At 65.7% G+C, this 25,939-nt stretch carries 22 protein-coding genes; 17 read left to right on the forward strand and 5 right to left on the reverse strand.

The window, feature by feature from the left end; translation table 11 throughout:
• Window positions 1-7: 7 nt before the first annotated feature.
• The 6 genes from FGU64_RS07530 to FGU64_RS07555 all read left to right on the forward strand — a co-directional run bounded on the left by FGU64_RS07530 (window position 8) and on the right by FGU64_RS07555 (window position 7,765).
• Window positions 8-1,918, forward strand: a complete 1,911-nt coding sequence (locus FGU64_RS07530; RefSeq protein WP_139951911.1) for an ATP-binding protein — start codon at window positions 8-10, stop codon at window positions 1,916-1,918.
• 59 nt (window positions 1,919-1,977) lie between these two features.
• Window positions 1,978-2,448: a DUF559 domain-containing protein gene (locus tag FGU64_RS07535; protein ID WP_139955296.1), complete on the forward strand. Its 471-nt coding sequence runs from the start codon at window positions 1,978-1,980 to the stop codon at window positions 2,446-2,448.
• Window positions 2,445-3,737, forward strand: a complete 1,293-nt coding sequence (locus FGU64_RS07540) for a DUF6638 family protein (protein WP_139951914.1) — start codon at window positions 2,445-2,447, stop codon at window positions 3,735-3,737. The genes FGU64_RS07535 and FGU64_RS07540 overlap by 4 nt, the downstream gene beginning before the upstream one ends.
• Before the next feature lie 18 nt (window positions 3,738-3,755).
• The gene (locus tag FGU64_RS07545) at window positions 3,756-4,892 is read left to right on the forward strand and encodes a DUF2333 family protein (RefSeq protein WP_136359029.1); all 1,137 of its coding nucleotides are present in this window, start codon (window positions 3,756-3,758) and stop codon (window positions 4,890-4,892) included.
• 135 nt (window positions 4,893-5,027) lie between these two features.
• Window positions 5,028-6,707, forward strand: a complete 1,680-nt coding sequence (locus FGU64_RS07550; RefSeq protein ID WP_139951917.1) for a formate--tetrahydrofolate ligase — start codon at window positions 5,028-5,030, stop codon at window positions 6,705-6,707.
• A gap of 182 nt (window positions 6,708-6,889) precedes the next feature.
• Complete coding sequence (locus tag FGU64_RS07555; protein ID WP_139951919.1) at window positions 6,890-7,765, forward strand: DUF1236 domain-containing protein; 876 nt, start codon at window positions 6,890-6,892, stop codon at window positions 7,763-7,765.
• A gap of 63 nt (window positions 7,766-7,828) precedes the next feature.
• Here FGU64_RS07555 and FGU64_RS07560 read toward each other — a convergent pair whose 3' ends face one another.
• On the reverse strand, window positions 7,829-8,386 hold the full coding sequence (locus tag FGU64_RS07560; RefSeq protein WP_139951921.1) for a sugar O-acetyltransferase: 558 nt from the start codon (window positions 8,384-8,386) through the stop codon (window positions 7,829-7,831).
• A 163-nt stretch (window positions 8,387-8,549) separates the two neighbouring features.
• Between FGU64_RS07560 and FGU64_RS07565 the strand changes: the two genes are divergently transcribed.
• From FGU64_RS07565 to FGU64_RS07585, 5 genes are all read left to right on the forward strand, one after another.
• Window positions 8,550-10,748 (forward strand): esterase-like activity of phytase family protein, encoded by a 2,199-nt coding sequence (locus FGU64_RS07565; RefSeq protein WP_139951923.1) that lies wholly within the window; start codon window positions 8,550-8,552, stop codon window positions 10,746-10,748.
• A gap of 135 nt (window positions 10,749-10,883) precedes the next feature.
• Window positions 10,884-11,930 (forward strand): succinylglutamate desuccinylase/aspartoacylase family protein, encoded by a 1,047-nt coding sequence (locus tag FGU64_RS07570; protein ID WP_139951925.1) that lies wholly within the window; start codon window positions 10,884-10,886, stop codon window positions 11,928-11,930.
• A 216-nt stretch (window positions 11,931-12,146) separates the two neighbouring features.
• Window positions 12,147-13,328: an NEW3 domain-containing protein gene (locus FGU64_RS07575; RefSeq protein WP_230978801.1), complete on the forward strand. Its 1,182-nt coding sequence runs from the start codon at window positions 12,147-12,149 to the stop codon at window positions 13,326-13,328.
• The gene (locus tag FGU64_RS07580; RefSeq protein ID WP_139951926.1) at window positions 13,325-14,278 is read left to right on the forward strand and encodes an ABC transporter ATP-binding protein; all 954 of its coding nucleotides are present in this window, start codon (window positions 13,325-13,327) and stop codon (window positions 14,276-14,278) included. The genes FGU64_RS07575 and FGU64_RS07580 overlap by 4 nt, the downstream gene beginning before the upstream one ends.
• Window positions 14,262-15,221, forward strand: a complete 960-nt coding sequence (locus tag FGU64_RS07585; RefSeq protein ID WP_139951928.1) for an ABC transporter permease — start codon at window positions 14,262-14,264, stop codon at window positions 15,219-15,221. Before FGU64_RS07580 ends, FGU64_RS07585 begins: the two co-directional genes overlap by 17 nt.
• A 46-nt stretch (window positions 15,222-15,267) precedes the next feature.
• On the opposite strand, the gene FGU64_RS07590 is transcribed toward FGU64_RS07585, so the two are convergent.
• The gene (locus FGU64_RS07590; protein WP_139951930.1) at window positions 15,268-16,206 is read right to left on the reverse strand and encodes an IS110 family transposase; all 939 of its coding nucleotides are present in this window, start codon (window positions 16,204-16,206) and stop codon (window positions 15,268-15,270) included.
• Between the two features lie 543 nt (window positions 16,207-16,749).
• Here FGU64_RS07590 and FGU64_RS07595 point away from each other — a divergent pair.
• Window positions 16,750-18,939 (forward strand): anthranilate synthase, encoded by a 2,190-nt coding sequence (locus FGU64_RS07595; RefSeq protein ID WP_136359046.1) that lies wholly within the window; start codon window positions 16,750-16,752, stop codon window positions 18,937-18,939.
• 8 nt (window positions 18,940-18,947) lie between these two features.
• On the forward strand, window positions 18,948-19,883 hold the full coding sequence (locus FGU64_RS07600) for a cation diffusion facilitator family transporter (protein ID WP_139955297.1): 936 nt from the start codon (window positions 18,948-18,950) through the stop codon (window positions 19,881-19,883).
• 12 nt (window positions 19,884-19,895) lie between these two features.
• On the opposite strand, the gene FGU64_RS07605 is transcribed toward FGU64_RS07600, so the two are convergent.
• Window positions 19,896-20,996 carry a hypothetical protein gene (locus FGU64_RS07605; protein WP_139951932.1) on the reverse strand — a complete coding sequence of 367 codons (1,101 nt, stop codon included), beginning with the start codon at window positions 20,994-20,996 and terminating at the stop codon, window positions 19,896-19,898.
• An 88-nt stretch (window positions 20,997-21,084) separates the two neighbouring features.
• On the opposite strand from FGU64_RS07605, the gene FGU64_RS07610 reads away from it, so the two are divergent.
• From FGU64_RS07610 to FGU64_RS07620, 3 genes are all read left to right on the forward strand, one after another.
• Window positions 21,085-21,525, forward strand: a complete 441-nt coding sequence (locus FGU64_RS07610) for a DsrE family protein (protein WP_139955298.1) — start codon at window positions 21,085-21,087, stop codon at window positions 21,523-21,525.
• A gap of 113 nt (window positions 21,526-21,638) precedes the next feature.
• Window positions 21,639-21,938, forward strand: a complete 300-nt coding sequence (locus FGU64_RS07615; protein ID WP_139951934.1) for a putative quinol monooxygenase — start codon at window positions 21,639-21,641, stop codon at window positions 21,936-21,938.
• Between the two features lie 9 nt (window positions 21,939-21,947).
• A complete protein-coding gene (locus FGU64_RS07620; RefSeq protein WP_139951936.1) occupies window positions 21,948-23,036 on the forward strand; it encodes an AbrB family transcriptional regulator in 1,089 nt (362 codons plus the stop codon).
• Here FGU64_RS07620 and FGU64_RS07625 read toward each other — a convergent pair.
• On the reverse strand, window positions 23,026-24,504 hold the full coding sequence (locus tag FGU64_RS07625) for an MATE family efflux transporter (RefSeq protein WP_139951939.1): 1,479 nt from the start codon (window positions 24,502-24,504) through the stop codon (window positions 23,026-23,028). The two genes, FGU64_RS07620 and FGU64_RS07625, sit on opposite strands and share 11 nt — an antisense overlap.
• Before the next feature lie 214 nt (window positions 24,505-24,718).
• Between FGU64_RS07625 and FGU64_RS07630 the strand changes: the two genes are divergently transcribed.
• Window positions 24,719-25,126: a VOC family protein gene (locus tag FGU64_RS07630; RefSeq protein ID WP_139951942.1), complete on the forward strand. Its 408-nt coding sequence runs from the start codon at window positions 24,719-24,721 to the stop codon at window positions 25,124-25,126.
• A 35-nt stretch (window positions 25,127-25,161) separates the two neighbouring features.
• Here the strand turns inward: FGU64_RS07630 and FGU64_RS07635 are convergent, their stop codons facing one another.
• Complete coding sequence (locus tag FGU64_RS07635; RefSeq protein ID WP_139951945.1) at window positions 25,162-25,935, reverse strand: alpha/beta hydrolase-fold protein; 774 nt, start codon at window positions 25,933-25,935, stop codon at window positions 25,162-25,164.
• Window positions 25,936-25,939 lie beyond the last annotated feature (4 nt).

Genomic DNA, 25,939 nt, shown 5'->3' on the forward strand with positions numbered 1-25,939 from the left:
GGATTGAATGGACACCGGCCTGACCACCATTCCCGAAGCGGCGATCGAGAAGCATCGCGCCACGGCGCAGAGCTTTATCACTCGCGTCGTCGTGCTGGAGGACCCGTCACGCGAATCCGGTACCGCGCTGGCCGGCACCAACCGCCGCTTCGTCTCGACGGTATCGGTCGGCTCGGTGCGCCGCACGCGCGAGGTCGAGCTTTCCAGGACCGTGCAGGCCGTCCACCCGGACGACCAGCTTTTGACCATCCCACAGCACACCCTGCTCTACCGCGCCCGCCGCGGCATCCAGATCGCGCTTGCGGTCAGCGACACCTTCGCCGAAGGCACCGACCTCGAAAGCCTGCAGGCGAAGAACGCGCGCGCACCTTTGCAAGGCGACGAGGCCGCAAGCTTCAAGAAGCTGCTCACCGCCTCCGGCTGCATCGCCGCCTTCGCGCTCGCGGCCTATCTGTTCCAGCTGATCGACGCCGACGGCGAGGCGCCGAACGACGTGGCCGAGCCCGATTTCCTGTTCGACACGCCGCAGGACGCGGTGAAGGCGCTGATCGCGGGACTGGACAGCGCTATTGCCGGCGCCAAGGACGACGCCGATCTCGCGACCCGCGCCCGCGCCTTCGCCCGCACGGCCATCGACGGCCTGCTCCAGCGCAAGGCGCGCTTCGACGGCACGCTTGGCTCCTTCGAGAACACCCACATCCGCATCGACGCGGACGATTTCACCCTCGACGGCTTCGACGTCGCACCGGGCAAGAAATCCAAGCCGCTGGTGATGACCTTCAAGAAGCCGGAAGAGGTCGTCGGCAACCACATCGCCAAGTATCAGTCGGTGAAGCTCGCCAAGATGCTGATGGCCTACGACTTCGATCGGCAGTTGAATCCGTTCGTGGAACTGGGCGGTTTCCTCTTCACCTTCATCGGCGACGGCGCGCCCGGCACCGGCAAGACGACGCTGATCCAGATGATCGCCGGCCTGCTCGACAATTACTGCAAGGTCGCCGGCTACCCCTTCGTCTACGAGAATTTCGGCGTCGACCAGATTTCCTCATATCAGGGCAAATCCGGCCAGAACTGCCGCCAGTTCATCGACGATGTGCTCAACCCGCGCGCCATCGGCTTCGGCACTATCGACGACATCGACCAGGTGGCCGCCAAGCGTTCCGACGACCGCGCCTCCGCCGGCCAGCAGGAGATCACCGGCGTACTCATGGACGCCTTCGCCGGCGCCTCCACCGTGGTGCGCGGCAACTGCTCCTTCGGCATGTTCTCCAATTATCCCGAGAACGTCGACGACGCGCTGCGCCAGCGCGCCGGCGCCCGCTGGCTGGTCGACGGGCCGCAGACGCTCGACGACTACATCGACATTTTCGTGCTTCTTGCTGGAAAGAATCATGAAATCCCGCTGGGCGACCACAAGCTCTACGCCGCGCAGGAAATCCAGCGCGCCGTCGCTGAGGAATACGGCTCCTACGCCAAGCCGCATGAGGACGGCTTGAGGAAAGTCTACGACCGTTTCGTCAAGGAGGTTGGCCAGCCCAAGACCATGGCCGACATCGGCAACTACCTGCACCTCATCAAGGAGGCCGAACCGCGCTTCACCGGCCGCGCCATCAAGAACGTCACCGACGCCATCAAGATGCGGGCGATGGACATCGAACTGCCGGACGACTGGTTCGAGAAGCCTGAGACGTTCATGCACAAGAGCTATGACGACAAGAAAGCCATGATCGAGGACCTGCGTGGACCGTTCGACATGGACATGGTCATGCAGGAGATCAACCGCTACGCCGATTCCGAGTTCCGCTACTCCGACCGCTCCGACGACGCGGCGGTGGAAAAGATGCTGCGTGACGCAAGGCTGCGCGAGCGCGCGGCACGCGAGATGGAGGAGATGAAGAAGAAGGGGCTGTGGAATTGATCTTCCTTCTCCCCGTTCACAGGGAGAAGGTGCCCGAAGGGCGGATGAGGGGCGGCGCAATGCGTGGAGGAAATGAACCAAAGGTGGCGAGAGCCCGACAACTGCGCCACGTGGAGAATGATGCGGAAGAGAAACTTTGGCATGAATTGCGCGGCCGACGGCTCAATGGTTTCAAGTTCGTCAGGCAGCTGCCGATAGGACCGTACTTTGCGGATTTCGCCTGCCGTGACGCGAACCTCGTGGTGGAGGTTGATGGTAGCCAGCATGCGGATCAACGCCGCGACCGATACAGAGATGAAACGATGAACGGCAACGGTTGGTCGGTGCTGCGCGTGTGGCATATAGATGTCTTGAAGGATCGACGCAGCGTGCTCGATACGATTTTGGCAGCGCTCAGCGGAAACATGACTAGCAAGATCATTGCACCCGATTTGAAATTCCTGCCATCGGAGCAACTTTGCAAAAGTCGGCGCAGCCCCTCATCCGCCCTTCGGGCACCTTCTCCCCGTGAACGGGGAGAAGGAAGATGAGCAAATTCCCCCTGCTGCGCGACAACGACCTCATCTTCGGTCGCCTGCTCACGGTGGACGAGCCGCATCTGATCGAGCGCTACAACAAGGCGATGACCGCCTTCGGCCTGAAGCCGACGAAGCTGAAATCCTTCCAGATCGACCGCACCGGCTTTTCGCCGGAGATCGCCGAGGAATGCGGCGCCGACTATCTCGACCCCAACAAGGTCAACCGCCGCTTCATCATCCTGACGCCTGCGCAGATCAGCCTGCCGGTGGTGCATACCGCTTTTTCCAACACCTCGCAGCTGATGTTCGAGTTCATGACCAAGAACCAGCGCGCCATCGACGCGCTGACCATCAAGGACGTCATCTACGGCGAGATCGAGGATTCCGTCTCCAGGGTCGAGGATATCGAGGACCTTCTGTCGATCAACCAGGTCGAGTTCAAGGTTCTCTCGGCCGAGGACGTTCTCGGCAAGGCGGCCGAACTCGGCAAGATGGTCGACCGGTTGAAGCAGGAACCCGACGCCTGGCGCGACGACGCCATGCTGAAGCGCATGGTGGAACTGGCCAAGGTGTGCGGCGACATCCGCGAGAACGCGCTGGTGCCGGATCAGGTCATCTTCCGCCACAACGCCTACTGGACGTCCCATTTCGGCGGCCTGTACGTCTTCATCGACCCGGACGTGACGACGGTGATTTCCGATCCCGCAGCACCCGGTTTCCGCCGTTCGCGGCCCTGGCAGGTCAGCTACCTGTCGATCCGCGACGCCGACGCCGTGTTTCAGTTCATCGCCTCGACCGGCCGCATCGAGCTGCCGCGCGCCTCGTGGATCGAGCAGTCGGGCTATCTCGAACATCGCGCCGAGATGATCGTGCGCGGCCTGATCCGTGACGCCGAACCAGACCGCAACCTGTCGGACGTCGACAAGATCTGGCTGCAGACCTGGATTCACGGCCACGCCGACCTGATCGCCAGGGACGGCAATTTCCCGTTCCTCAACGCCGCCAAGCGCGAGATCAACCTGCTGGGTCAGTTGCGGATCGAGGACATCGCCCCACAACAGCGCTTCCTGGTGGTGCGCGCCCGGCCCGACCATCCCGACGCCTGGCTGACCAACCGGCTGATCTCCGATTTCGTGCCCGCCGATTTCGTCTCCCGCTACATCTTCAACAAGCAGGGCTTCTACCGCGACTACGAAGGTTTTTCGCAAGCCTGGCGCTCGCATGTTGTGGACGTGCTGAAAACCACATATCTCAAGGACAAGGCTGGCTTCCGCGCCCGCCTCTACGGCCTGACCGACTGACCTGACGAGGGGGATGCCATGCTCGATCCGATCGTGACCTTCTTCACCCGCATCTTCCAGTGGATCGGCCGCGGCATCGGCTTCGTCATCGGCATCATCCTGTGGCCCTTCATGTGGGCGGGCCGCTGGTACACGCAGCGCGGCTGGATTCTCAGGGCTGTCATCGGCCTCGTCATCCTGGTCGTCCTGGGTTTCTACGCCCGCTTCTTCTACATCACCCAATGGTGGAACGGCTTCAATCCGGACTATCCGGCCGCCGAAGTCGCGGCCGCCGGTGCCACGGGCGCAGGCGAGCCGGTGCAGCCGGCAAGCAACGTCCAGGGCCAGGCGGCCACATCCCAGCCGACAAGCTGCAAGCCTTCGGCAATCGCCGCCGTCGCCGCCGATCTGGTCGATTTCAACGTCAACCAGAATGCGTGGATATCCTCCACGCTCCTGTCGAAAGCCGGTCTGTTCGGTCTGGACTGGCGCCGCACCCCCTTCTTCGACAACAAGGCCGCCTTCCAGCTCGGCATCAACCAGGTTCTGCGGCGCACGACGACCGAACTCGTCGACACGCTGGGCCGCGTGCGCGGCACCTCGCAGATCGACGAGAACCTGCAGAAGGCGCGCACCGCGCTGGCCTGGGACGAGACCGCCTGGTACATCGGCTGGCGCGGCCCGACCCGCCCGACGCCCAGCGTCTACCGCGAGGCCATCGCGGACCTGCGCGCCTTCAACACCAGCCTGGAGCAATGTCGCGCCACGTTCGACCCGCGCGCCGACAACCTGTTGCTGTTCCTCGACCGCATCGCCTCCGACATCGGCTCGACCTCGGACATCCTGCGCGCCCGCATCGAGGCCTCCGATGCCGGCTGGTTCGACCCGCGCGCCGACGACCGCTTCTGGTTCGCCTACGGCCAGCTCTACGCCTACTACGGCATCCTGACGGCCACGCAGTCCGATTTCGCCAACGTGATCGCCGAACGCAACCTGAAGACCCTGTGGGACCGGATGGAAAGCCAGTTGCGCGCTTCGCTCGACGTCCAGCCCTGGATCATCTCCAACGGCAACGAGTCGAGCGCGTTCTTCCCCTCGCACCTCGCCACCATGGGCTTCAACCTGCTGCAGGTGCGTTCGAACATCGTCGAGCTGCGGTCCATCCTCGACAGGTAGCGGACGAAGCCTGTCGTTTTTCGCGCATTGCGCGCCTGTTTTGAGATTGCGCGAGCGCGTCCGCTCGCGCTTCTATGCGCGGCCTGAAGGGTGCGTCGCCATCCTCGCCGAACGACGAACAATGGGAGCGCCGTCATGGCCGAAGTGAAATCCGACATCGCAATCGCGCGCGCCGCCAAGAAGAAGCCGATCCTGGAGATCGGCGCCAAGTTCGGCATTCCAGCTGAACAGATGGTTCCCTACGGCCACGACAAGGCGAAGATCTCGGCCGACTTCATCAAGTCGGTGCAGAAGAACGAGGACGGCAAGCTGATCCTCGTCACCGCCATCAACCCGACGCCGGCCGGCGAAGGCAAGACCACCACAACCGTCGGCCTCGGCGACGGCCTGAACCGCATCGGCAAGAAGGCGATCATCTGCATCCGCGAAGCGTCCCTCGGCCCGAACTTCGGCATGAAGGGCGGTGCTGCCGGCGGCGGCTACGCTCAGGTCGTGCCGATGGACGACATGAACCTGCATTTCACCGGCGACTTCCACGCCATCACCACCGCCCACAACCTTCTGTCGGCGCTGATCGACAACCACATCTATTGGGGTAACGAACTCGGCATCGACACCCGCCGCGTTACCTGGCGCCGCGTCATGGACATGAACGACCGGGCGCTGCGCGAAATCGTCTGCTCGCTCGGCGGCGTCGCAAACGGCTATCCGCGCGAAGCCGGCTTCGACATCACCGTCGCCTCCGAGGTGATGGCGATCCTGTGCCTGTCGCGCGACCTGAAGGACCTCGAAAAGCGCCTCGGCGACATCATCATCGCCTACCGCCGTGACAAGACGCCGGTCTACGCCCGCGACGTCAAGGCCCATCGCGCCATGGCCGTGCTGCTGAAGGACGCCATCCAGCCGAACCTCGTGCAAACGCTGGAGAACAACCCGGCCTTCGTCCATGGCGGCCCGTTCGCCAACATCGCCCATGGCTGCAACTCGGTGATGGCCACCACCACCGCTCTCAAGCTCGCCGACTACGTGGTGACGGAAGCCGGTTTCGGCGCCGACCTCGGCGCGGAAAAGTTCTTCGACATCAAGTGTCGCAAGGCGGGCCTCAAGCCGGCGGCGGCCGTCATCGTCGCCACCGTGCGTGCCATGAAGATGAACGGCGGCGTCAAGAAGGAAGACCTCGGCGGCGAGAATGTCGAGGCAGTGAAGAAAGGCTGCCCGAACCTCGGCCGCCACATCGAGAACGTGCATCAGTTCGGCGTGCCGGTGGTGGTGGCGATCAACCACTTCCATTCCGACACCGATGCCGAGATCGAGGCGCTGAAAGCCTACGTCAAGGGGCTCGGCGCCGAGGCGATCCTGTGCAAGCACTGGGCGCAGGGTTCCGCCGGCATCGAGGAACTGGCGCACAAGGTGGTGCAGCTTGCCGAATCCGGCGCCTCGCAGTTCGCGCCGCTCTATCCCGACGAGATGCCGCTGTTCGAGAAGGTCAACACCATCGTCCAGCGCGTCTATCGCGGTTCGGAGGCGATCGCCGACAAGTCGGTGCGCGACCAGCTCCACGGTTGGGAGAAGGCCGGCTACGGCAACCTGCCGGTGTGCATGGCCAAGACGCAGTATTCCTTCTCGACCGACCCGAACCTGCGCGGCGCCCCGACCGGCCACACCGTGCCGGTGCGTGAGGTGCGCCTCGCCGCCGGCGCCGGTTTCGTCGTCGTCATCTGCGGCGAGATCATGACGATGCCCGGCCTCCCCTCCAAACCCTCGTCGGAAAACATCTTCCTCAACGACGACGGCAACATCGAAGGCCTGAGCTGAGGCAAAAGCCGGGGCGAGCCCCGATTTTCCAGGACTTGGAGGTCAGAACCCCGCCCCGCCGGCGGGGTTTTGTTTTGGGCGGCGGCTGCAAACATTCGTGATCGGCCATATTAGCGAACCCCGGAACAAAGGCCGAAGAGGAGGATTGGGACGACGAGGGACCACAATCCAAGGAGATTCCGATGAAACAGATTGTCATCAAGAGCATGTTGGTGCTCGGCCTTGGCGTTGCGTCCAGCGTAGCGCTCGCGCAGAGCCAGCCTTCGGGCGAGTCCACCGGCCAGTCCGGAATGACCAATTGCACAGTGGGCAGCGCCGATTGCTCAGGGTCGCAGTCGGGTGCCGGCAGCAAGACCGAGGGCAGCACGAGCAGCACCACCGAACGCAAAGCCCAGGGCTCGGCCAACGGCGACACCGAGCAGCAGAGCCAGGGCAAGGCGTCGACGACGGAAAAACGATCGGCACAGGGCAAGAGCGGCAGCGCCTGCCCGGCTGGCGCGACCGACTGCAACGACGCGAGCGGAGGAACGACCGCGCAAGGAAAGTCGGAAGAGAAGTCCGGCAAGGCCGCCCAGGGCTCGGACACCGGGCAGAACAACACACAGGCTGAGGGTAAGACCGGGACAGGACAGGCAGGATCCGGCACCGCCGCCGAAGGGTCTTCCGGCACGACCAACAAGGCCGAAGGCTCGACAGGGCAGACAGAGCAGCAGTCCGGGCAGAGCAGCGGCAGCACGACCACGAATGAAGCGCAGGGCCAAAGCTCAACTACAACCGACAAGAACTCGACGGCTTCGATCAGCAATGTGACGGTCGAGCAGAAAACCCAGATTGTCAACGTGATCCATGATGCAAAGGTGGAGCCCGTCTCCAAGATCGATTTCGAGATAACGGTCGGCACGGCGGTGCCGCGCCATGTGCATCTGCATCGCCTGCCCGCCCGCATCGTCAAGATCGTGCCAGCTTATGAGAGCTACGAGTATTTCGTACTGGCCGACGGCCGGATCGTCATCGTCGATCCCGACAGCCTGGAGATCGTGGCCATCCTGACGGCCTGACGATATCCTCATCCGCAGCACAGGCCGCGGCGGCAATGCCGCGGCCTTTGCCTCGCCCGCGCTCTACCGTCGTTCGATTGGCCGCGCCGGATTGCCGGCCACCGTCGCGCCCGCCGGCACGTCGCGCGTCACCACGGCTCCTGCGCCGACGATGGCGCCGTCGCCGATGGTCACGCCGCCGAGAATGATCGCACCGCCGCCAATCCAGACGTCGTTGCCCACCGTGACCGGCCGCGCGATCTCAAGTCCGGCGCGACGGCCTTCGACGGTCCGGTGATGATCCGCGCAATAGATCTGCACCGAAGGACCGATCATCGTGCCGTCCCCGATCCGGACCGGCGCCGTGTCGAGAACGGTGCAGCCGGCGTTCACGAAGGTTCGCCGGCCGAGAAAGATGTTGAACCCGTAGGGACAGTAGAACGGCGCCTCGATGCGGGCGCTCTCGCCGTCCGAGCCGAGCAGGGCCCGCAAGGCCGGCCCGATGTCGCCGCGCACTATGGGCGGCAGCGAATTGTGCTCGAACACTGCCGTCTGCGCCGCCGTTCTGAGCGCGTCGAGTTCATCGTCGACGCAGGCATACCATTCGCCCACCGCCATCTTCTCGCGTTCGGTCTTCGCCATGCGCGTATCCTGCCTCGCCTGTTGCAGCTTCGCCCATCAAACCGTGCCGGTCCAGAAGGGACCGCACGGCTACGGTGAACTGTCAGCAAACTTTCACAATCCCTTCATGCGGCTGCAACATCGCTTGCGCAATGCAAGCTGTTTCAATCGAGAGGGATTTTCGATGTCCATCAAGCCAAGCCTGCTCGCGCTGGCCGCCGCGCTCGCCGTCCCGGCCGTGCCCGCCCATGCCGACATGATGTTCAGCCGTGTCGCCACCTTCGCGGTCGCCGACAACCTGCCGAAGGACGCGGACGCCGGGACCGCCACCTCGTCCGAGATCATTTCCGCATCGGAAGACGGCAACACGCTGGTTTATTCCGACAGCCCCTATGGCGGTATCGGCTTCATCGACATCACCGACCCGAAGGCGCCCAAGGCGGGTGGTTCGATCAAGATGGATGGCGAGCCGACCTCGGTCGTGATTGCCGGCGGCAAGGTTCTGGTTGCCGTCAACACCTCCGAGAGCAAGGTCAATCCGTCCGGCCAGCTTCGCGTCGTGGACATCGCCACAAAGGCGATAGAAGCCTCCTGCGATCTCGGCGGCCAGCCGGACTCGGTCGCCGTCAGCAAGGACAAGGCCTGGCTCGCCGTCGCCGTCGAGAACGAACGCGACGAGGACCTGAACGACGGCGCGCTCCCGCAGATGCCGGCCGGCAACCTGAAGATCGTCGCTCTCAAAGACGGCACGCCTGATTGCGCCACGATCCGCACGGTCGATCTCACCGGCCTCGCCGAAGTGGCGCCGGAGGACCCGGAACCGGAGTTCGTCGCCTTCAACGAAGCCGGCGAGATCGCCGTCACGCTGCAGGAAAACAACCACATCGCCATCGTTGATGCCGCCAGCGGCAAGGTGACGGCGCATTTCTCCGCCGGCTCCGTCGCGCTGGAGAACGTCGACACCAGGAAGGACGGCGCGCTGTCCTTCACCGGCAAGGTCGAGCCCACGCCGCGCGAGCCCGATGCGGTTAAGTGGCTGGACAATGACCGTCTCGCCGTCGCCAATGAGGGCGACTGGAAGGGCGGCACGCGCGGCTTCACCGTCTTTTCCAGGAAGGGCGAAGTGCTTTACGAATCCGGTCCGTCCTTCGAGCACGAGATTGCCCGCGCCGGCCACTATCCCGACAAGCGCAACAAGAAGGGCGTCGAGCTGGAAGGGCTGGAGTTCGCCGCCTTCGGCGACGACAAGCTGCTGTTCGTTGCCGCCGAGCGCGCTTCCGTCGTCGGCGTCTACAGGATCGGCGACGCCGACCCGCAGTTCCTCCAGCTCCTGCCCTCCGGCATCGGCCCGGAAGGGCTGGTGGCGATCCCGCAGCGCAACCTGCTGGTCACCGCCAACGAGACCGATCTCGGTGAGGACGGCCTCGCCCGCTCGCATGTCATGATCTATGAGCGCACGGAAGCGCCTGCCGCCTATCCGATGATCCTCTCGGCCAATGACGATGCCGGCCTGCCGATCGGCTGGGGCGCGCTGTCCGGCCTGTTCGCCGACCCGGACAAACCCGGCACGCTCTATGCCGTGTCGGACTCCTTCTACCGCAACGCGCCGGCCATCTTCACGGTCGACGCAGCCAGGACGCCGGCGCTGATCGCCGCAAAGATCTTCGTCACGCGCGACGGGGCCCCGGCGCAGAAGCTCGACATCGAAGGCATCACCGGCGACGGCGACGGCGGCTTCTGGCTTGCCAACGAAGGCGACGCGGCCAAGCTCGTTCCGCATGCGCTGCTGCATGTCGACGGCAAAGGCGCAATCAAGGAAGAGATCGGCTTACCCGTTGAATTACTCGCAGGACAGACCCGATTCGGCCTGGAAGGCGTCACCGCCATAGGCGACGGCGACGACCGTACGCTGGTGATGGCGATACAGCGCGAATGGAAGGACGATCCGAAGGGCCAGGTCAAGCTGCTCGCCTACAAGCCGAAATCGAAGCAATGGGCGGCGGTGCGCTATCCGCTCGACAAGCCGGAGGGCGGCTGGATGGGCCTGTCGGAGATCACCGCCCACGATGGCAAGCTGTACGTCATCGAGCGTGACAACCAGATCGGCAATCTGGCCCGCACCAAGAAGCTCTATGCGGTGGCCATGGACGCCTTCAAGCCAGCGCCGCTGGACGGCGAGTTGCCGGTGGTGGAAAAGACGCTGGTGCGCGATCTGCTGCCCGACCTGAAGGCCGCCGCCAGCGGCTATGTCCTCGACAAGGTGGAAGGCTTCACCATCGATCCTGAAGGCAACGCCTTCGTCGTCACCGACAATGACGGCGTCGACGATTCCTCCGGCGAGACGCTGTTCCTGCGCCTCGGCAACATCGCCGCCGTGAACTGACTTTGCCGCAGCGGGAGGCGGCCAGCCGCCTCCCGCAATCGTCACTCGGTGGGCGGTCAGCACAAAGCCCGCCTTTGGACCACTCGACACCAGCCTCACAAACGGGCAAGGCTTCCCGCCAAACAGGAGGCCGCCATGAAGAAGTCCGTCGAGCGTATTGAAGGCGACACCGAAGGCGTTGCCTACGAATTTCCGGTTCTTCGTTTCGAGGGCTCGGACAAGGCCGCTCCCCGCGCCTATCTGCAAGCCGCGCTGCATGCCGGCGAACTGCCGGGCACCGTCGCCATCGACGCGCTGATGCCGATGCTTCTCAAGGCCGAGGCCGAAGGGCGCATCCTGGGTGCGCTGACCATCGTGCCATGGGCCAATCCGATCGGCCGCGCGCAATACCAGTTCGGCGACCACCAGGGCCGCTTCCATTCCGGCACCCGCGTCAACTTCAACCGCGATTTTCCGCTGATGGACCGGCCGGACCCTGCCCTGTTGCCGGACACCACCCACGCCACCGTGGACCAGAAGCTGAAGGCGCGGCTGCTGTCGCTGTCGCTCGGCCACGATATCGTGCTCGACCTGCATTGCGACGACGAAGGCCTGCCCTATCTCTACGTCCCGGCGGAACTCTGGCCGGCCATGGCCGACTGTGCCGCAGCCATGGGCGTGGCCGCCGTGCTTCTGTGGCAGGGCGAAAGCGGAGCCGCCTTCGAGGAGGCCTCCGTCCACCCGCATCTCGCGGCAGGCGGCCCGCTCGACCGCGTCGTCGTCACAACCGTCGAATATCGCGGCGTCGCCGATGTCGACCGCGCCACAGCCGAAGGCGATGCCGCCGGCCTCTATCGCCTGCTGGTGGCACGCGGCGTCGTCGCCGACCCGTCCGTGCCCGCGCCCGGCCCCTTCAAGGGCGTGGTCACGCCGCTGGAAAACATCGACATGATGCCGGCGCCGCAGGCCGGCGCCGTCCTCTACGACGTCAAACCGGGCGACCGCGTGAAGAAGGGCGACCGCCTTGCGACGGTCGTCCACCGCCCCGGCGAGCAGGGCGGCCATGCCGAGGTGTTCGCGCCGCAGGACGGCACCATCCTCACCCGCCGCTCGCACCGCATCACCCGTGCCGGCGACGATCTGGTGAAGCTGCTGGGTCGCGCGCGCAGCACGGACGCACGCGCCGGCGCGCTGGAAGACTGACGACACGCGCTTCTTCACGCGAAATCGCGGCGATTTACAATTCCGTGAGCGGATGACGCTTGCACGGAATTTGCCGCATTCGTGCCACAAAGCGGTCCATCCTCCGCCCGGCACGAAGTCGCCAAGGCTTTGCAAACAAATGTGATTTCAACTTTATGCGGGGAGGCACGCGTGGTTCCTGCACGCTTTCGTTCGTCTTTAAATACCCCTTCGAAATTGCTTGCCGCGACCGTCGTCGCCATCGGGCTCGGCCTCGCAACGGCACCGCCGGTATGGGCCCAGTCGGCCGGCGCTGCGGCCGCCCAACAGGCGCCCGCCGGCCTGTGGCTGACCACGCGCTACCCGGATTTTTCCGCCCAGGCGGGCAAGAGCATCTCCGTCGACGTCACCCTTTCCAACCACGGCCTGCCGCCGCAGCGCATCGACCTCGGTCTCGACGGATTGCCGGCCGGCTGGAGCTGGGAGATCGACGGCGGCGGCAAACCGGTGCGCGCGGCGATCGCGGCGGCCGATTCCACGGTCGACCTGACGCTGAAGCTCACCCCGCCAGCCGATGCGAACGCCGACAAGCCCGTCGCCTTCGCGCTGACCGGCAAGGGCGACGGCCAGTCGCTCAGCCTGCCGCTATCGCTGACGCTGACGAAAACCGAACCCGCCAAGCTCACCATGGAGCCGAAGCTGCCGGCGCTGCGCGGCACCGCCAAATCCGCCTTCGACTATCAGGTGGACGTCAAGAACGACGGCCAGGAGGACACCACCGTCAACCTGCTTTCCAAGGCACCGGACGGTTTCCAGGTCACCTTCAAGGAAGGCTACGGCTCGCAGGAACTGACCAGCCTGCCGCTGAAGGCCGGCGAATCGAAGGAGCTGAAAGTTTCCGTCCAACCGCCCGACAGCGCCCAGGCCGGTCAATATCCGGTCGAAGTGGCGGCCGCCGCCGGCGACATTTCGGCCAATGCCAAGCTGATGCTCGACATCACCGGACGCCCGACCGTCGCGCTCACCGGTCCCGAAGGCAGGCTTTCCGGCGACGCCACTGCCGGGCAGGAACGAACCTTCACCTTCACCTTGCGGAATTCGGGCTCGGCGCCGGCACGCGACGTCGCTCTCTCCGCCAGCCCGCCGTCCGGCTGGAAGGTCGCCTTCAATCCCGAGAAGGTGGACGACATCGAGCCGGGCCAGGACGCCAGCGTCGCCGTCTCCATGACGCCTTCGCAGCAGGCCATCGCCGGCGACTACATGGTCTCAGTCCGCGCCAACGGGCCGGGCGCTTCCGACAGCGCCAATTTCCGCGTCACCGTGCGCACCTCCACGCTGTGGGGCGTCACCGGGCTGGCCGTCATCGGCATCGCCGTGCTGGTGCTGGGCTTCGCCGTCGCCAGGTATGGCCGCAGATGAGCGCCGCCGGAGCACCCGTCATCGAGGCCAGCGGCCTCACCAAGCGCTATGGCCGCTTCACCGCCGTCGACGGCATCGATCTTGCCGTGAACAAGGGGGAGGTGTTCGGCCTGCTCGGGCCGAACGGCTCAGGCAAGACCACCACGATCCTGCTCCTGCTCGGCCTCACCGAACCGAGCGCCGGCACCATCCGCGTGCTGGGGCTCGATCCCCTGCGCAAGCCGCTGTCGGTCAAGCGCCGCGTCGGCTATCTGCCGGACCAGATCGGCTTCTACGATCACCTGAGCGCCGAGGAGAACCTTGCCTATTCGGCGCGGCTCGCCGGCCTTGCATCCGCCGAGGCCAACAGGCGCATCAGCGACGCACTGGCGCGCGTGCGGCTTTCCGACGTGCGCGGCAAGCGCGTGGCGACCTATTCGCGCGGCATGCGCCAGCGGCTCGGCCTCGCCGAAGTGCTGGCCAAGGGCTCCGAGATCGCCATCCTCGACGAGCCGACCTCCGGGCTGGATCCGCAGTCGACTCAGGAACTTCTGGAACTCATCCGCGAACTTGCCGCCGACGGCGTCACCATCGTGCTGTCTTCGCATCTGCTGGCCATGATGCAGTCGCTGTGCGACCGCGTCGCCCTGTTCAGCCGTGGCCGCATCGGCCTGATCGGCAAGGTGGCCGACCTGACCGCCGACGTGCTGGGCGGCACGCATGTGGTCGAGGTCGAGGCCGACGGCATCGACCTCGCGGCAGTCCTGAAGGACGCGCCCCACATCGCCGCTGTGACGCCGCTGAGGGCCGGCCGCTGGCGCGTCGACGCCGATGCCGACGTGCGCGCCGACATCGCCCGCCGCGTGGTGCAGGCCGGTGGGGCGCTTTCCGGAATGACCATCCGCCAGTCCAGCCTCGACGAGGTCTACGCGCATTTCTTCGAGGGAGAAGACCATGACCAGGCAGCGTGAGGGCTCGCCCTTCGCCGGGCTGTCGACGGTGGCGCTGAAGGAAGCTGCCGATCACATGAATTCCGCTCGCATCCATCTCGTGATGCTTCTGGTGACCCTCACCGCCATCGGCTCGGTCTATGCCGCGATCGGCCAGATCAAGGCGACCATCGGCGAGGACCAATTCCTGTTCCTGCGCCTGTTCACCACCGCGCAGCAGCCCTTGCCCTCCTTCGTCTCCTTCCTCGGCTTCCTGATCCCGCTGGTGGCGATCGCGCTCGGCTTCGACGCCATCAACGGCGAATACAGCCGCCGCACGCTGTCGCGCGTGCTATCGCAACCGATCTACCGCGACGCGCTGCTGACGGGAAAATTCCTCGGCGGCCTGATCGTCATCGCCATCTGCCTGCTGACGCTGTGGCTTTTGGTGACCGGGCTCGGCATCCTGTCGCTCGGCCTGCCGCCGGGCGGCGAGGAGATCGCGCGCGGGCTGGCCTTCCTGTTCGCTTCCTTCGTCTATGCCGGCGTGTGGCTGGCCGTGGCGATGGCCTTCTCGACGCTGGTGAAGTCGCCCGCGACCTCGGCGCTGTGCGCGCTGACGCTGTGGCTGGTCTTCACCGTGTTCTGGCCGATGCTGACGCCGCTGGTGGCCGGCGCCGTCGCCCCCGTCGACCTTCTCAACCCGATGACGGCCGTCCACCAGATCGCCGTGCAGCAGGGGCTGGCGCGCATCTCGCCGAACGTCCTTTACGGCGAGGCGACGCTTGCCCTGCTCAACCCCGCCACCCGCTCACTCGGCCTGCTCTTTCCCTCGCAGCTGAGCGGGGCGCTGATGGGCGCGCCCTTGCCGCTGTCGGCCAGCCTCGCTTTGGTCTGGCCGCAGATCGCCGGCATGATCGCGGCTCTCATCGTGCTGTTCACCATCGCCTACGTGTCGTTCCAGCGGCAGGAGATCCGGGCGTAGGACACTGGCGGCTCCCTCCCCTTGAGGGGAGCGACTATCTGAGGTGTCAAGTTGCATTTGCGAACTCGGTGCGCGCGTCGCGTGCTTTTGCGTTGAGGATGACGAGTAGCTTGCGGGCGAGCGCGATGCGGATGACCATCTTCTCTTTTCCGGCGGCCTGCAGCCGCTGATGGAGGGCGGCGAGATGCGGGTCGTATTTGGCGGCGAGCCTGGCGATGAGAAAGAGCACACCGCGCGGCCCGGCGCGGCCACCGCGCAGGTGACGTCGGCCGCTACGCCTGCCGCTGTCGTTGGCCATCGGCGCCAGCCCGGCGAGCTTGGCGATTGCCTTGTTGGAAAGGATGCCGATTTCGGGCAATTGAGCAAGCAGGCGGGCCACGGTGCGCGAAGCCACGCCCTTGATCGAGCGGAAGGTCCGATCGAGCCTGGCCCACAGCGGGTCGTCGTCGATCAACGAGGCGATCTCGCCCTCGATGCGGCGGCTCTGGCGCGTGAGCAGCGCGATGACCTCTTCGAGACTTGCGACCGTCTCGGCATCGGCCGCCGCGCTCCTGCGCTGCTTGTTGACGGTCAGGTCGGCGCCGAGCTGGGAAAGTCGGACCATCAGAGCTTTGAGCCGCGCCTGCGCCGGGCTGGGCGGCGGCGTCGGCATGATCTGCTTGGCTTCGGCGAAGCGGGCGATGACGGCGGCGTCGATCCGGTCGGTCTTCTCCAGGAAGCCAATCCCCTCAGCGAAACAGCGCACGTTGCGCGCGTTGACGATACCGCAGGGCTGGCCGGCCTGCCACAGCAGCAGGAAAGCCAGCCGCTCATAGCCGCCCGACGCCTCCATGACGGCGAGTTCGGCACCATGGTCCCGGCAGAAGCCGGCGAGCCCGGCAATGCCGGCCGCGTCGTTGCCGAAACGCTCTGCCGTCGCGCCTGGCTCGACATGGGCGTCGAGCCAGTCTTTCGAAACATCAACTCCACAAATGGTCCTGCTCACGGTAACCTGCCTTGTGCGTGCGGTTGAAGCCAAGCGACTATTCGGTCGTGCGTGACGAGGCGAAGATCCCTGGCTCCCCTGCGGTTGTGGCCGGAGGGTGTACGGGCGACTTCGCCAAGCCTCGAACCGGATGGCCATCCGGTTCGAGGCTCAGTCGCTTTCCTCGCACAAATCCTGCCTGCGTGCAGATACAAGGGTGGCCCGCGCAGCGGGTCGGGAGGGGTAACCTCAACCACTCCAGCCTAAGAACAAATGTTGGCGCACTGCCGCGGCGACCCTCCCGGCAGGCCTACGGCGTGCCACCTTCCCCTCAAGGGGGAGGGAGCCGCCAGCCCCGTATCAAATCTCTTGCCCTGCCCTGCGTTCGCCGCTAAGGAAAACCCATGAGCATTCGTTCGATCAACTCGATCTGGTGGTGGGCCTGCTGACAGCGGCCGCCGAACGCATGCGCGTGAAAATCAGGGATGGCCGCAGGAGAAGTCCGGCGGCCTTTTTGTTTCCACAGGCGCCTCCGGACCTCCACGGCGGAACAAGGAGACGGCAATGACGGTGGAAATCCTGGAAAACGGCGGTGAGCGATTCGTCACGGCCGGCGGCATCGCGATCACCCGCGAACGCCACGAAAAACCCTATGCCGGCGCCATCGACGCCTATCTCGAAGGCCTCAATGCGCGGCGCGGCGCGGTCTTTTCCTCCAACTACGAATATCCCGGCCGCTACACCCGCTGGGACACCGCCATCATCGATCCGCCGCTGGTGATTTCGGCGCGCGGCCGCGCAATGAAGATCGAGGCGCTGAACAGGCGCGGCGAGGTCATGCTGCCCGCCATAGAGCGCGTGCTGCGCAAGGAAAAGGCCGTCGGCTTTACCGATGCGACGAAGCGATTGCTGGCGCTGACGGTCGCTGAGCCCGGCCATGTCTACGCCGAGGAGGAGCGCAGCCGCGCGCCTTCCGTCTTTACCGTGCTGCGTGCCGTAACCGCCCTGTTCCACACCGATCAGGACGCCAATCTCGGCCTTTACGGCGCCTTCGGCTACGACCTCGCCTTCCAGTTCGATCCGGTCGCCTACAAGCTCAAGCGGGCCGAGAGCCAGCGCGACCTGGTGCTTTACCTGCCCGACGAGATCCTCGTCGTCGACCACTATTCGGCGAAGGCCTGGACCGACCGCTACGACTATTCCGGCGAGGATTTTTCCACAACCGGCCTGCCGCGCGACGGCGCTGTCCAGCCGTTCAAACCGTCCGACCGCATCCCGCCGCGCGGCGACCATGAGCCGGGCGAATACGCCAATCTGGTCCGGCGCGCCTTCGACAGCTTCAAGCGCGGCGACCTGTTCGAAGTCGTGCCCGGCCAGATGTTCTACGAGCGCTGCGAGACGGAACCGTCTGCCATTTCGCGGCGGCTGAAGACCATCAATCCCTCGCCCTATTCCTTCTTCATCAACCTCGGCGAGAACGAATACCTGGTCGGCGCTTCGCCGGAGATGTTCGTGCGCGTCAACGGTCGCCGCGTCGAGACCTGCCCGATCTCCGGCACCATCAAGCGCGGCGACGACGCCATCTCGGATCACGAGCAGATCCTGAAACTGCTCAACTCCAAGAAGGACGAGAGCGAGCTCACCATGTGCTCGGACGTCGACCGCAACGACAAGAGCCGGGTTTGCGAGCCGGGCTCCGTGCGCGTCATCGGCCGCCGCCAGATCGAGATGTATTCGCGCCTCATCCACACCGTCGACCACATCGAGGGCCGGCTGCGCGAAGGCATGGACGCCTTCGACGCCTTCCTCACCCATGCCTGGGCCGTCACTGTCACCGGCGCGCCGAAACTGTGGGCGATGCGCTTCATCGAGAACAACGAGAAGAGCCCGCGCGCCTGGTACGGCGGCGCCATCGGCATGGTGCATTTCAACGGCGACCTGAATACCGGCTTGACGCTGCGCACCATCCGCATCAAGGACGGCATAGCCGAGGTGCGCGCCGGCGCGACGCTGCTCTTCGATTCCGTCCCCGAGGACGAGGAAGCCGAAACCGAACTGAAGGCATCCGCCATGCTTGCCGCCATCCGCGACGCCAAAGCCGGCAACGCCGCCACCACCGAGCGCGCCACAGCGCGCGTCGGCGAAGGCGTCACCGTCCTGCTGGTCGACCACGAGGACAGCTTCGTCCATACGCTCGCCAACTACTTCCGCCAGACCGGCGCCAACGTCTCCACCGTGCGTTCGCCGGTGCCGGAAGACCTGTTCGACCGGCTGAAGCCCGACCTTGTCGTGCTTTCTCCCGGTCCCGGCACGCCGAAGGATTTCGATACCGCAGCCACCATCAGGAAAGCGCGCGAGCGCCGGTTGCCGATCTTCGGCGTCTGCCTCGGCCTGCAGGCGCTGGCAGAAGCCTATGGCGGCGAGTTGCGCCAGCTTGCCGTGCCGATGCACGGCAAGCCCTCGCGCATCAAGATCTCGAAGCCGGGCATCGTCTTTTCCGGCCTGCCGAAGGAAGTCACCGTCGGCCGCTATCATTCGATCTTCGCCGATCCGGCAAAGCTGCCGGCGGACTTCGAAGTGACGGCGGAAAGCGAGGACGGCACCATCATGGCCTTCGAGCATCGCAAGGAACCGGTCGCCGCCGTGCAATTCCATCCCGAATCGATCATGACGCTGGGCGGCGACGCCGGCATGCGCATGATCGAGAACGTGGTGGCGCACCTGTCGCGCAAGGCGAAGGAAAAAGCGGCATAGTGACCGACATGGCTGCGACGATACCCCTGGCAGGAGCAGCGGCGAAGCGGCGCATCGCCGCCCTCGCGTTCTGGTCGATCGTCGTCGCCTTCGTCGTGCTCGGCCTGAAGGCGGTGGCGTGGTGGATCACCGGTTCGGTCGCGCTCTATTCGGATGCGCTGGAATCTACCGTCAACGTGATCGCCGCCGCAGCCGCCTTCTGGGCCATCCGGGTGAGCCAGAAGCCCGCCGACGAGGACCATCCCTTCGGCCACCACAAGGCGGAATACTTCTCCGCCGTACTGGAGGGCGTGCTGATCGTCGTGGCCGCCCTGCTGATCCTCAGCGAGGTCTGGCGCACTTGGCGCAATACGGCGCCGCTGGAGCAGCCCTGGGAGGGCCTAGCCGTCAACGGCGTCGCCACCGTCATCAACGCGGCCTGGGCGTGGACGCTGATCCGCGTCGGCCGCAACGCGCGCTCGCCGGCCCTCGTCGCCGACGGCCAGCACATCATGACCGACGTCATCACCTCGGTCGGCGTCTTCATCGGCCTCGTCGGCGCGGTGATGACGGGCTGGCGTATCCTCGACCCGGCGCTGGCCGTCATCGTCGCCCTGAACATCCTGTGGCAGGGCTGGCACGTCATCGGCGCATCGCTGAACGGCCTGATGGATCGCGCCGTCGACCTGCACGACAACATGCGCATCCGCGATATCATCTCGACCAATTCCAAGGGCGCCATCGAGGTGCACGACCTCAAGACCCGCATCGCCGGCCGCGCCACTTTCATCGAGTTCCACCTGATCGTCGACGGCGACATGCCGGTGCGCGAAAGCCACGTCATCTGCGACCGCATCGAGGACGCGCTGAAAGCAGAAATCCCTTCGGTGCGCATCACCATCCACGTCGAACCCGACGACGAGGCGAAACTGCCGAAAGGCACCGCCGCCGTCCCCTTCGCGTAGAACGAGGCTACTTCACAATCCGCACTCGGCCGGTTGCATCGGCTCGAGCCGATAAATCCTGTCGTCGGAAGCCGTCGCTTCCGCCGCCTCGGCCGAGCATAAGTCGATCAGCGGCAGGCCGTTGGCCGGGTTGGACAGCATCATCGTGCCCTTGGCGCCGCGCCTCAGATAGATTTCACGCGAGGAAATGTCGCAATCGGCGTCGCTGGTCTTCGTCGTCGCCACGCAACGCCACTGGTCGCCCTCCCCGTCGCAGGAATAGCTCTGCACCGAGGTGCCGGACGCCTTGCGCGTGGCGACCGAGACCATGATGTCGGCGCCGTTCGGCCAGTTGTCGAGGTCGCGGCCGGCTGTCGCGTAGGACGCCAGTTCGGAGGGACCACGGAAGACGCGGATGGTCTTCGTCACCTGTTCCGGGTTCGAGGCGAGATGCGCGGCGGTGTAGTCGCGGCCAAAGCAGAAGGGCCGATCCGGCTTCAGCCGCACGCGGAGCGGCTCGCCCAAGGCAGGATCGATCGGATCGACCTTGGCGAACTCGGCCTTGCATTCGGCCGCCGGGCGGCGCTCGAGCGCGAAGCCGTCGTCGTCGGTGCCCAGCGCCAGCTTCTCGTATTGCTCCTCTTCGAGTTCCGCCGTCTCGGAAGGATCGAGATAGACGTAACGGTCCAATTTCTCCACGATCAGCCGCCCCTTGGCGTCGAACCGGAGCGAGGCGAGCGTGCGGTCGCATTCCATGCCGCAATGGATGCCCTGGGGATTGCCGTCCTCGTCGACGCCCGCCCTGCACCAGGCGCCGACCCAATCGGGCTTCTTCGCCCCGCGTTCCGTCGTCGTCAGATAGCTGTCGTAGCTGGAACCGGAACTCGGCTCCTCGTTCGGGTGGCTGACCGGATCGCCGCCGCGATAGAAGAAAATGCGCTGCACCTTCTGGTTCGGATGCGCCTTCAGATGGGCCTTGTCATAGACGCGGCCGAAGCAGGCTTCCGCACCGTCGGCCTCGAGCGCCTGCCAGCCGGACGCCTTGCCGCTTTGCTGGCCCGAGGCGGATGCCGCCAGAGCCAGCCACAACGCCGCGCCGGCTCCGATGCCCGCCAGTCCCCTCACCGCCGCCATGCCCGCCTCCGCCGCAACAGGATGGCGGCGATTTTATGCTAGGATCGTCGTCATGACCATGCGTCCACCGGACGGGAGAGGAGCCGCCATGCTGCGCCGAGACATGTTCCGCGGACTGTTCGCCTCGGCCGGCGCGCTTTTCGGCCTCGGCCAAGCGCATGCGGCCACGCAGCAAAGCCCCGTCAAGCAGAGGGTCGCCTACCATCTCAGCGATGCCGACAAGGTCGCCTTCGTGCTCGGCAACATCAGGAACCACTATGACGGCACCGGCGGCAACGTCGAGATCGTGCTGGTGGTGCATGGACCGGCATTGGCCGCTTTCCGTACCACCGGCGCTTCCGCCGCCGTCGTCAGCCGTTTCGCCGGCCTGGTGAAGGACGGGCTCGCCCCGCAGGCCTGCGCCAACACCATGCACGGCATGGATATCGCGCTCGCCGACCTGCTCGACGGCTTCGTCAGCGCCGAGCAGGGCGGCGTCGTCAGGCTGGCTGAGTTGCAGAGAGAAGGCTACGCCTATCTGCGGCCTTGAACGACGTACGCCGTCACCACACGTTGCCGGAATCCGATCATGCTCTAAACTAGCAGAATCGGACCCGTCCGGCCCCGGCGGCGCGGTCGGCCGCCAGGACAAGGGAGGCGCGTATGTATGGCCTGATCGGAAAGATGCGTGCGGCGACCGGCAAGCGGGACGAAGTACTCGCCATCCTCCGCGAAGCGACGACCGGTTTGCCGGGCTGCCTGAGCTATATCGTCGCCCGCGACCCCGCCGACACCACCGCCATCTGGATCACCGAAGTGTGGACCGACGCCGAAAGCCACAAGGCGTCGCTGGCCCTGCCCGAGGTGCAGGCGGCGATTGCCCGGGCAAGGCCGCTGGTCACCGGATTCGACATCCAGATCGAGACGGAGCCGGTCAGCGGCGTAACCATGCTGGCGGGTTGACCCGCCGCAATGGATGGCATTTCGCAAGCGCCGCCACCCGGCCGTCTCACCGCGCGCGCGCCGGCCGCCCAATGGCTGGTCATCCTCGTCCTGTCGCTGCTCGGCGCGGGCTCACTGGAAGCGGCGGCCCTGCCGGCTGCGCTGCTGATCGGGCCGATGCTGGCCGGTATCGTGGCCGGCATCAACGGCGCCACCGTCCGGGTGCCACGCCTTGCCTTCGGTGCCGCGCAGGCGATCGTCGGTTGCCTCGTCGCGGCTTCGATCTCTCCCGGCATCTTCCCGACCTTCGTAGCCGACTGGCCGCTCATCCTCGGCGCGGTCGCCGCCACGCTGGTCGCCTCCAGCCTGCTCGGCTGGCTGATCAGCCGCTGGCGCATCCTGCCCGGCACCACCGCCGTCTGGGGCTCCTCGCCGGGCGCCGCCACCGCGATGGTGCTGATGGCCGGCGCCTTCGGGGCGGACCAGCGGCTGGTCGCCTTCATGCAGTACCTGCGCGTCATCTTCGTCTCGATGGCGGCCGCCATCCTGGCGCGCCTATGGGTGGACACCTCCGGCGTCGAGGTGCCTGCGACCGTCTGGTTCCCCGCAATCGACCCGAAACCCTTCGCCGCGACGCTGTTGATCGCGCTGGTCGGCGCCAGCGCGGGACGTCTGCTCAAGCTGCCGTCGCCCTATTTCCTCGGCACCATGATCCTCGGCACGGTGCTGCACCTCGGTGCCGGCATAGACTTTCAGCTGCCGCAATGGCTGCTGGCCGTCAGCTACGCGGCGGTCGGCTGGGCGATCGGCCTGAACTTCACCATGCCTATCCTTCGCCACGCGACACGGGCGCTGCCGCAGATCGTCGCCGCTATCCTCGTGCTGATCGCGATATGCGGCGGCGTCGCCTGGCTGATCAGCCGCACGCTCGGCATCGACCCGCTGACGGCCTATCTCGCCACCAGTCCGGGCGGCATGGATTCCATCGCCATCATCGCCGCCGCCGCCGACAACGTCGACATCTCCTTCGTCATGGCCTTACAGACGGTGCGCTTCCTGATCGTGCTCGTGCTGGGTCCAAGCATAGCCCGGCTGATCGCGCGGACGGTCAGGGAGTAGTGTCTTCGGGCGCATCGAGGCCGAGCCCAGCCCGCTCGCGCGGCACGCCGAGCCCGGTATCCGGTGCCTCTCCGGCCGCCGGACGCTCCTGCTCGATCATGTGCATGGAGCGCCAGCCGCCGAAGCGGTAATAGGCGAGGCCGAGCAGCAGCGAGCAGATCGAGCCGGCCGGAAAACTCCACCACAGCGCATCCTCCCCCATGATGTCGCGCATCCAGTAGGCAAAGCCGGTGCGCACCAGGAGCACCGAGAAGACCAGGATGATGAGCGGCGGCATCACCGCGCCGGTAGCCCGCACCGTGGCGAACAGAACGATGGTGATGCCGAACAGCACGAACGACCAAGAGGCCATGTCGTTGACGTGCTCGGCGATGTCTATGGCAGCGGTGTCCTGCGCCAGGAACAGGCCGAGCACGGGCCGGTCGAACAGATAGAGCACTGCCACCAGCACGCCCGTCAGCACCATGTTGAAGCCGACACCGGCAAGCGTGATGCGGTCGATGCGGTCCCAGCGCCTGGCCCCGACATTCTGCGCCGCCATCGAGGAGACGGCGGCGCCGATGGCCAGCGCCGGCATCTGCACATAGGTCCACAGCTGCGCGGCAATGCCGTAGGCCGCCGTCACCCGCGAGCCGTAGCTGTTGACCAGCCCCATGATGGTGAGCGCCGCCACCGAGATGACGATCATCTGCAGGCCCATCGGCACGCCCTTGGCGACGACGATCCTGAGCAGCTTCGGGTCCGGCCGCAGCAGCGCGAGATCGGCGCCGGCGAGGGTGAGCGGATGCTTGCGCGCGTAGAGCAGAACGAGCAGGGCCGCCACGCTCACCACCTGGCCGATCAGCGTCGAGGCGGCCGAGCCGGCGATGCCGAGCCGCGGAAACGGACCGATGCCGGCGATCAGCAGCGGATTGAGGGCGATGTCGAACGCCACCGCCATCAGCATGAAATAGAAGGGCGTGCGCGAATCGCCGGCGCCGCGCAGCACCGTCATGAGGAAGGAGAGCAGGTTCGCCGCCGGTACGGCGATAAAGAGAATGCGCAGGTAGGAACGGGCCAGCGGCAGCGCGTCCGCAGGCGTGCCGAGCAGACCGAGGATGCCGTCCACCCAGATCCAGCCACAGACGGCGAACAGCGCCGAAATGGCAAAGAAGAAGGTGGCGCTGGTGCCGACGATGCGCCGTGCATGCGCCCAGTCGCGGGCGCCGACCGACTGCGCCACCAGGATGGTCGCCGCCATGCCGATGCCGAAGACAGTACCGAGGATGAGGAACAGCACCAGGTTCGCGTTGGAGGTCGCCGCCAGCGCCGCCTCGCCAAGGAAACGGCCGACCCAGATGGAATTGACCGAGCCGTTGAGCGATTGCAGCACATTCGCGCCCAGCACCGGCAGCGCGAAAATGAGCAGCGTGCTGGCGATCGGACCGGAAGTCAGGTCGCGGGAACGGCCGCTTCTTGTCTCATTCATGGCAGGTCGGCCCCGTGTCGGGGGATTCGGCACCCCGGCAGGCTACCGCAAGGCGCTGGCTTATGCACCGTGGGTTGCACAGCGTCAATATTATCCGGGTAAAATAATCGGACGGGCTACCGTCTCCGGATGTCAGCAGAGAGAGCCGGACCAATTTCCTGCGAGCGGATTGACCGGTAGGAATGGCAACCGCCCATGAACCGGAGGGACCGTCATGCAATTCCACCGAGGCCGTCTGATCGACCACATCCATCTGCGCGCCCGCGATCTCGAAGCGAGCAAGCACTTCTATCGGGCCGTGCTCACCGCCATCGGGCGCGGCGACGCGATCCACGAAGGGGAAACCTTCTTCAGCGCCGACGAGCTGTGGATCGACGCCGCGGACGGCTATACGTCGCGCGTGCACCTGGCTTTCCAGACGCCGGACCGGGAGACGGTGGCCCGCTTCCACGCCGCCGGGCTGGAAGCCGGCGGTCGCGACAACGGGGCGCCTGGCGAACGGCCCTATCACCCCGGCTACTACGGCGCCTTCCTGCTCGATCCCGACGGAAACAATGTCGAGGCCGTCCACCACGGCCCGGCCGAGAGATCGGCGGAATCGGTCGTCTTGACGGTGAAATGAAAGGCGAGGCGCCCTCCTTCGGAGGGGCGTCCTTCTCAATCCAGCCGCTGCTTCAGATCCTCGTCCAGCCAGCGGCCGAAGAAATAGGCAAGCTGCTTGTGCCACCACGGCCAGTCGTGGTCGACGTCGCCGCCCCAGTAGTCGACCCAGGCCGGGATACGCTTGGCCTGCAGCACCTTTTCCAGGGCGCGGGTCTCGACCAGCATGGGCTCTTCCCATTTCCCCTGCCCGCAGCAGAACACCATGCGCAGCGCCCGGATGCGATCGAGGATCGCCCCCTCGATGCCCGGCAGGTAGTCGAGCGGCGAATTGTAGTAGACCGCGCCTTCCAGCGTGTCGCCGAGGAAACCGCGCGTCGAATAGACGCCCGACAGCGAGATCACGCCGCAGACCAGTTCGGGAAAGCGGAAGGTGAAGTTGGACGAATGGAAGCCGCCCATGGAACAGCCCGTCATCAGCGGCTTCAGCATGCGCCCGCCATTGGCGCCCGCCGCGGTGGCCGCGAAGACCGGCAGCGCCTCCTCACGCACATAGGCGAAATAGGCTTCATGCCGGCCGATCCGCTGCCGGACGTCGCCGCCCTTGTCGAAGAAGCTTTCGGAATCGACACCATCGACGGTGAAAAGCTGGATGCGGCCGGTATCGACGAATTCGGCCAGCGCGCCGACGCCGCCGGAATCCTCGAACTGATAGAAACGCCCCTGCGAGGTCGGAAACACCACCACCGGCCGCCCCGCATGGCCGTAGCGCTTGTATTCCATGTCGCGGCCCAGGCTGCGGCTGAAATGCCTGTGGTAGGAGATGTCCATCGGT

Source organism: Mesorhizobium sp. 8, from assembly GCF_006351905.1.
Classification (GTDB): domain Bacteria; phylum Pseudomonadota; class Alphaproteobacteria; order Rhizobiales; family Rhizobiaceae; genus Mesorhizobium; species Mesorhizobium composti.

Excerpts from the sequence above, each read along its gene's own strand:
- FGU64_RS07530 (WP_139951911.1), top strand. The coding sequence starts at position 8 with ATGGACACCGGCCTGACCACCATTCCCGAAGCGGCGATCGAGAAGCAT.
- FGU64_RS07535 (WP_139955296.1), top strand. The coding sequence starts at position 1,978 with ATGCGTGGAGGAAATGAACCAAAGGTGGCGAGAGCCCGACAACTGCGC.
- FGU64_RS07540 (WP_139951914.1), top strand. The coding sequence starts at position 2,445 with ATGAGCAAATTCCCCCTGCTGCGCGACAACGACCTCATCTTCGGTCGC.
- FGU64_RS07545 (WP_136359029.1), top strand. The coding sequence starts at position 3,756 with ATGCTCGATCCGATCGTGACCTTCTTCACCCGCATCTTCCAGTGGATC.
- FGU64_RS07550 (WP_139951917.1), top strand. The coding sequence starts at position 5,028 with ATGGCCGAAGTGAAATCCGACATCGCAATCGCGCGCGCCGCCAAGAAG.
- FGU64_RS07555 (WP_139951919.1), top strand. The coding sequence starts at position 6,890 with ATGAAACAGATTGTCATCAAGAGCATGTTGGTGCTCGGCCTTGGCGTT.
- FGU64_RS07560 (WP_139951921.1), bottom strand. The coding sequence starts at position 8,386 with ATGGCGAAGACCGAACGCGAGAAGATGGCGGTGGGCGAATGGTATGCC.
- FGU64_RS07565 (WP_139951923.1), top strand. The coding sequence starts at position 8,550 with ATGTCCATCAAGCCAAGCCTGCTCGCGCTGGCCGCCGCGCTCGCCGTC.
- FGU64_RS07570 (WP_139951925.1), top strand. The coding sequence starts at position 10,884 with ATGAAGAAGTCCGTCGAGCGTATTGAAGGCGACACCGAAGGCGTTGCC.
- FGU64_RS07580 (WP_139951926.1), top strand. The coding sequence starts at position 13,325 with ATGAGCGCCGCCGGAGCACCCGTCATCGAGGCCAGCGGCCTCACCAAG.
- FGU64_RS07585 (WP_139951928.1), top strand. The coding sequence starts at position 14,262 with ATGACCAGGCAGCGTGAGGGCTCGCCCTTCGCCGGGCTGTCGACGGTG.
- FGU64_RS07595 (WP_136359046.1), top strand. The coding sequence starts at position 16,750 with ATGACGGTGGAAATCCTGGAAAACGGCGGTGAGCGATTCGTCACGGCC.
- FGU64_RS07600 (WP_139955297.1), top strand. The coding sequence starts at position 18,948 with ATGGCTGCGACGATACCCCTGGCAGGAGCAGCGGCGAAGCGGCGCATC.
- FGU64_RS07605 (WP_139951932.1), bottom strand. The coding sequence starts at position 20,996 with ATGGCGGCGGTGAGGGGACTGGCGGGCATCGGAGCCGGCGCGGCGTTG.
- FGU64_RS07610 (WP_139955298.1), top strand. The coding sequence starts at position 21,085 with ATGCTGCGCCGAGACATGTTCCGCGGACTGTTCGCCTCGGCCGGCGCG.
- FGU64_RS07615 (WP_139951934.1), top strand. The coding sequence starts at position 21,639 with ATGTATGGCCTGATCGGAAAGATGCGTGCGGCGACCGGCAAGCGGGAC.
- FGU64_RS07620 (WP_139951936.1), top strand. The coding sequence starts at position 21,948 with ATGGATGGCATTTCGCAAGCGCCGCCACCCGGCCGTCTCACCGCGCGC.
- FGU64_RS07625 (WP_139951939.1), bottom strand. The coding sequence starts at position 24,504 with ATGAATGAGACAAGAAGCGGCCGTTCCCGCGACCTGACTTCCGGTCCG.
- FGU64_RS07630 (WP_139951942.1), top strand. The coding sequence starts at position 24,719 with ATGCAATTCCACCGAGGCCGTCTGATCGACCACATCCATCTGCGCGCC.
- FGU64_RS07635 (WP_139951945.1), bottom strand. The coding sequence starts at position 25,935 with ATGGACATCTCCTACCACAGGCATTTCAGCCGCAGCCTGGGCCGCGAC.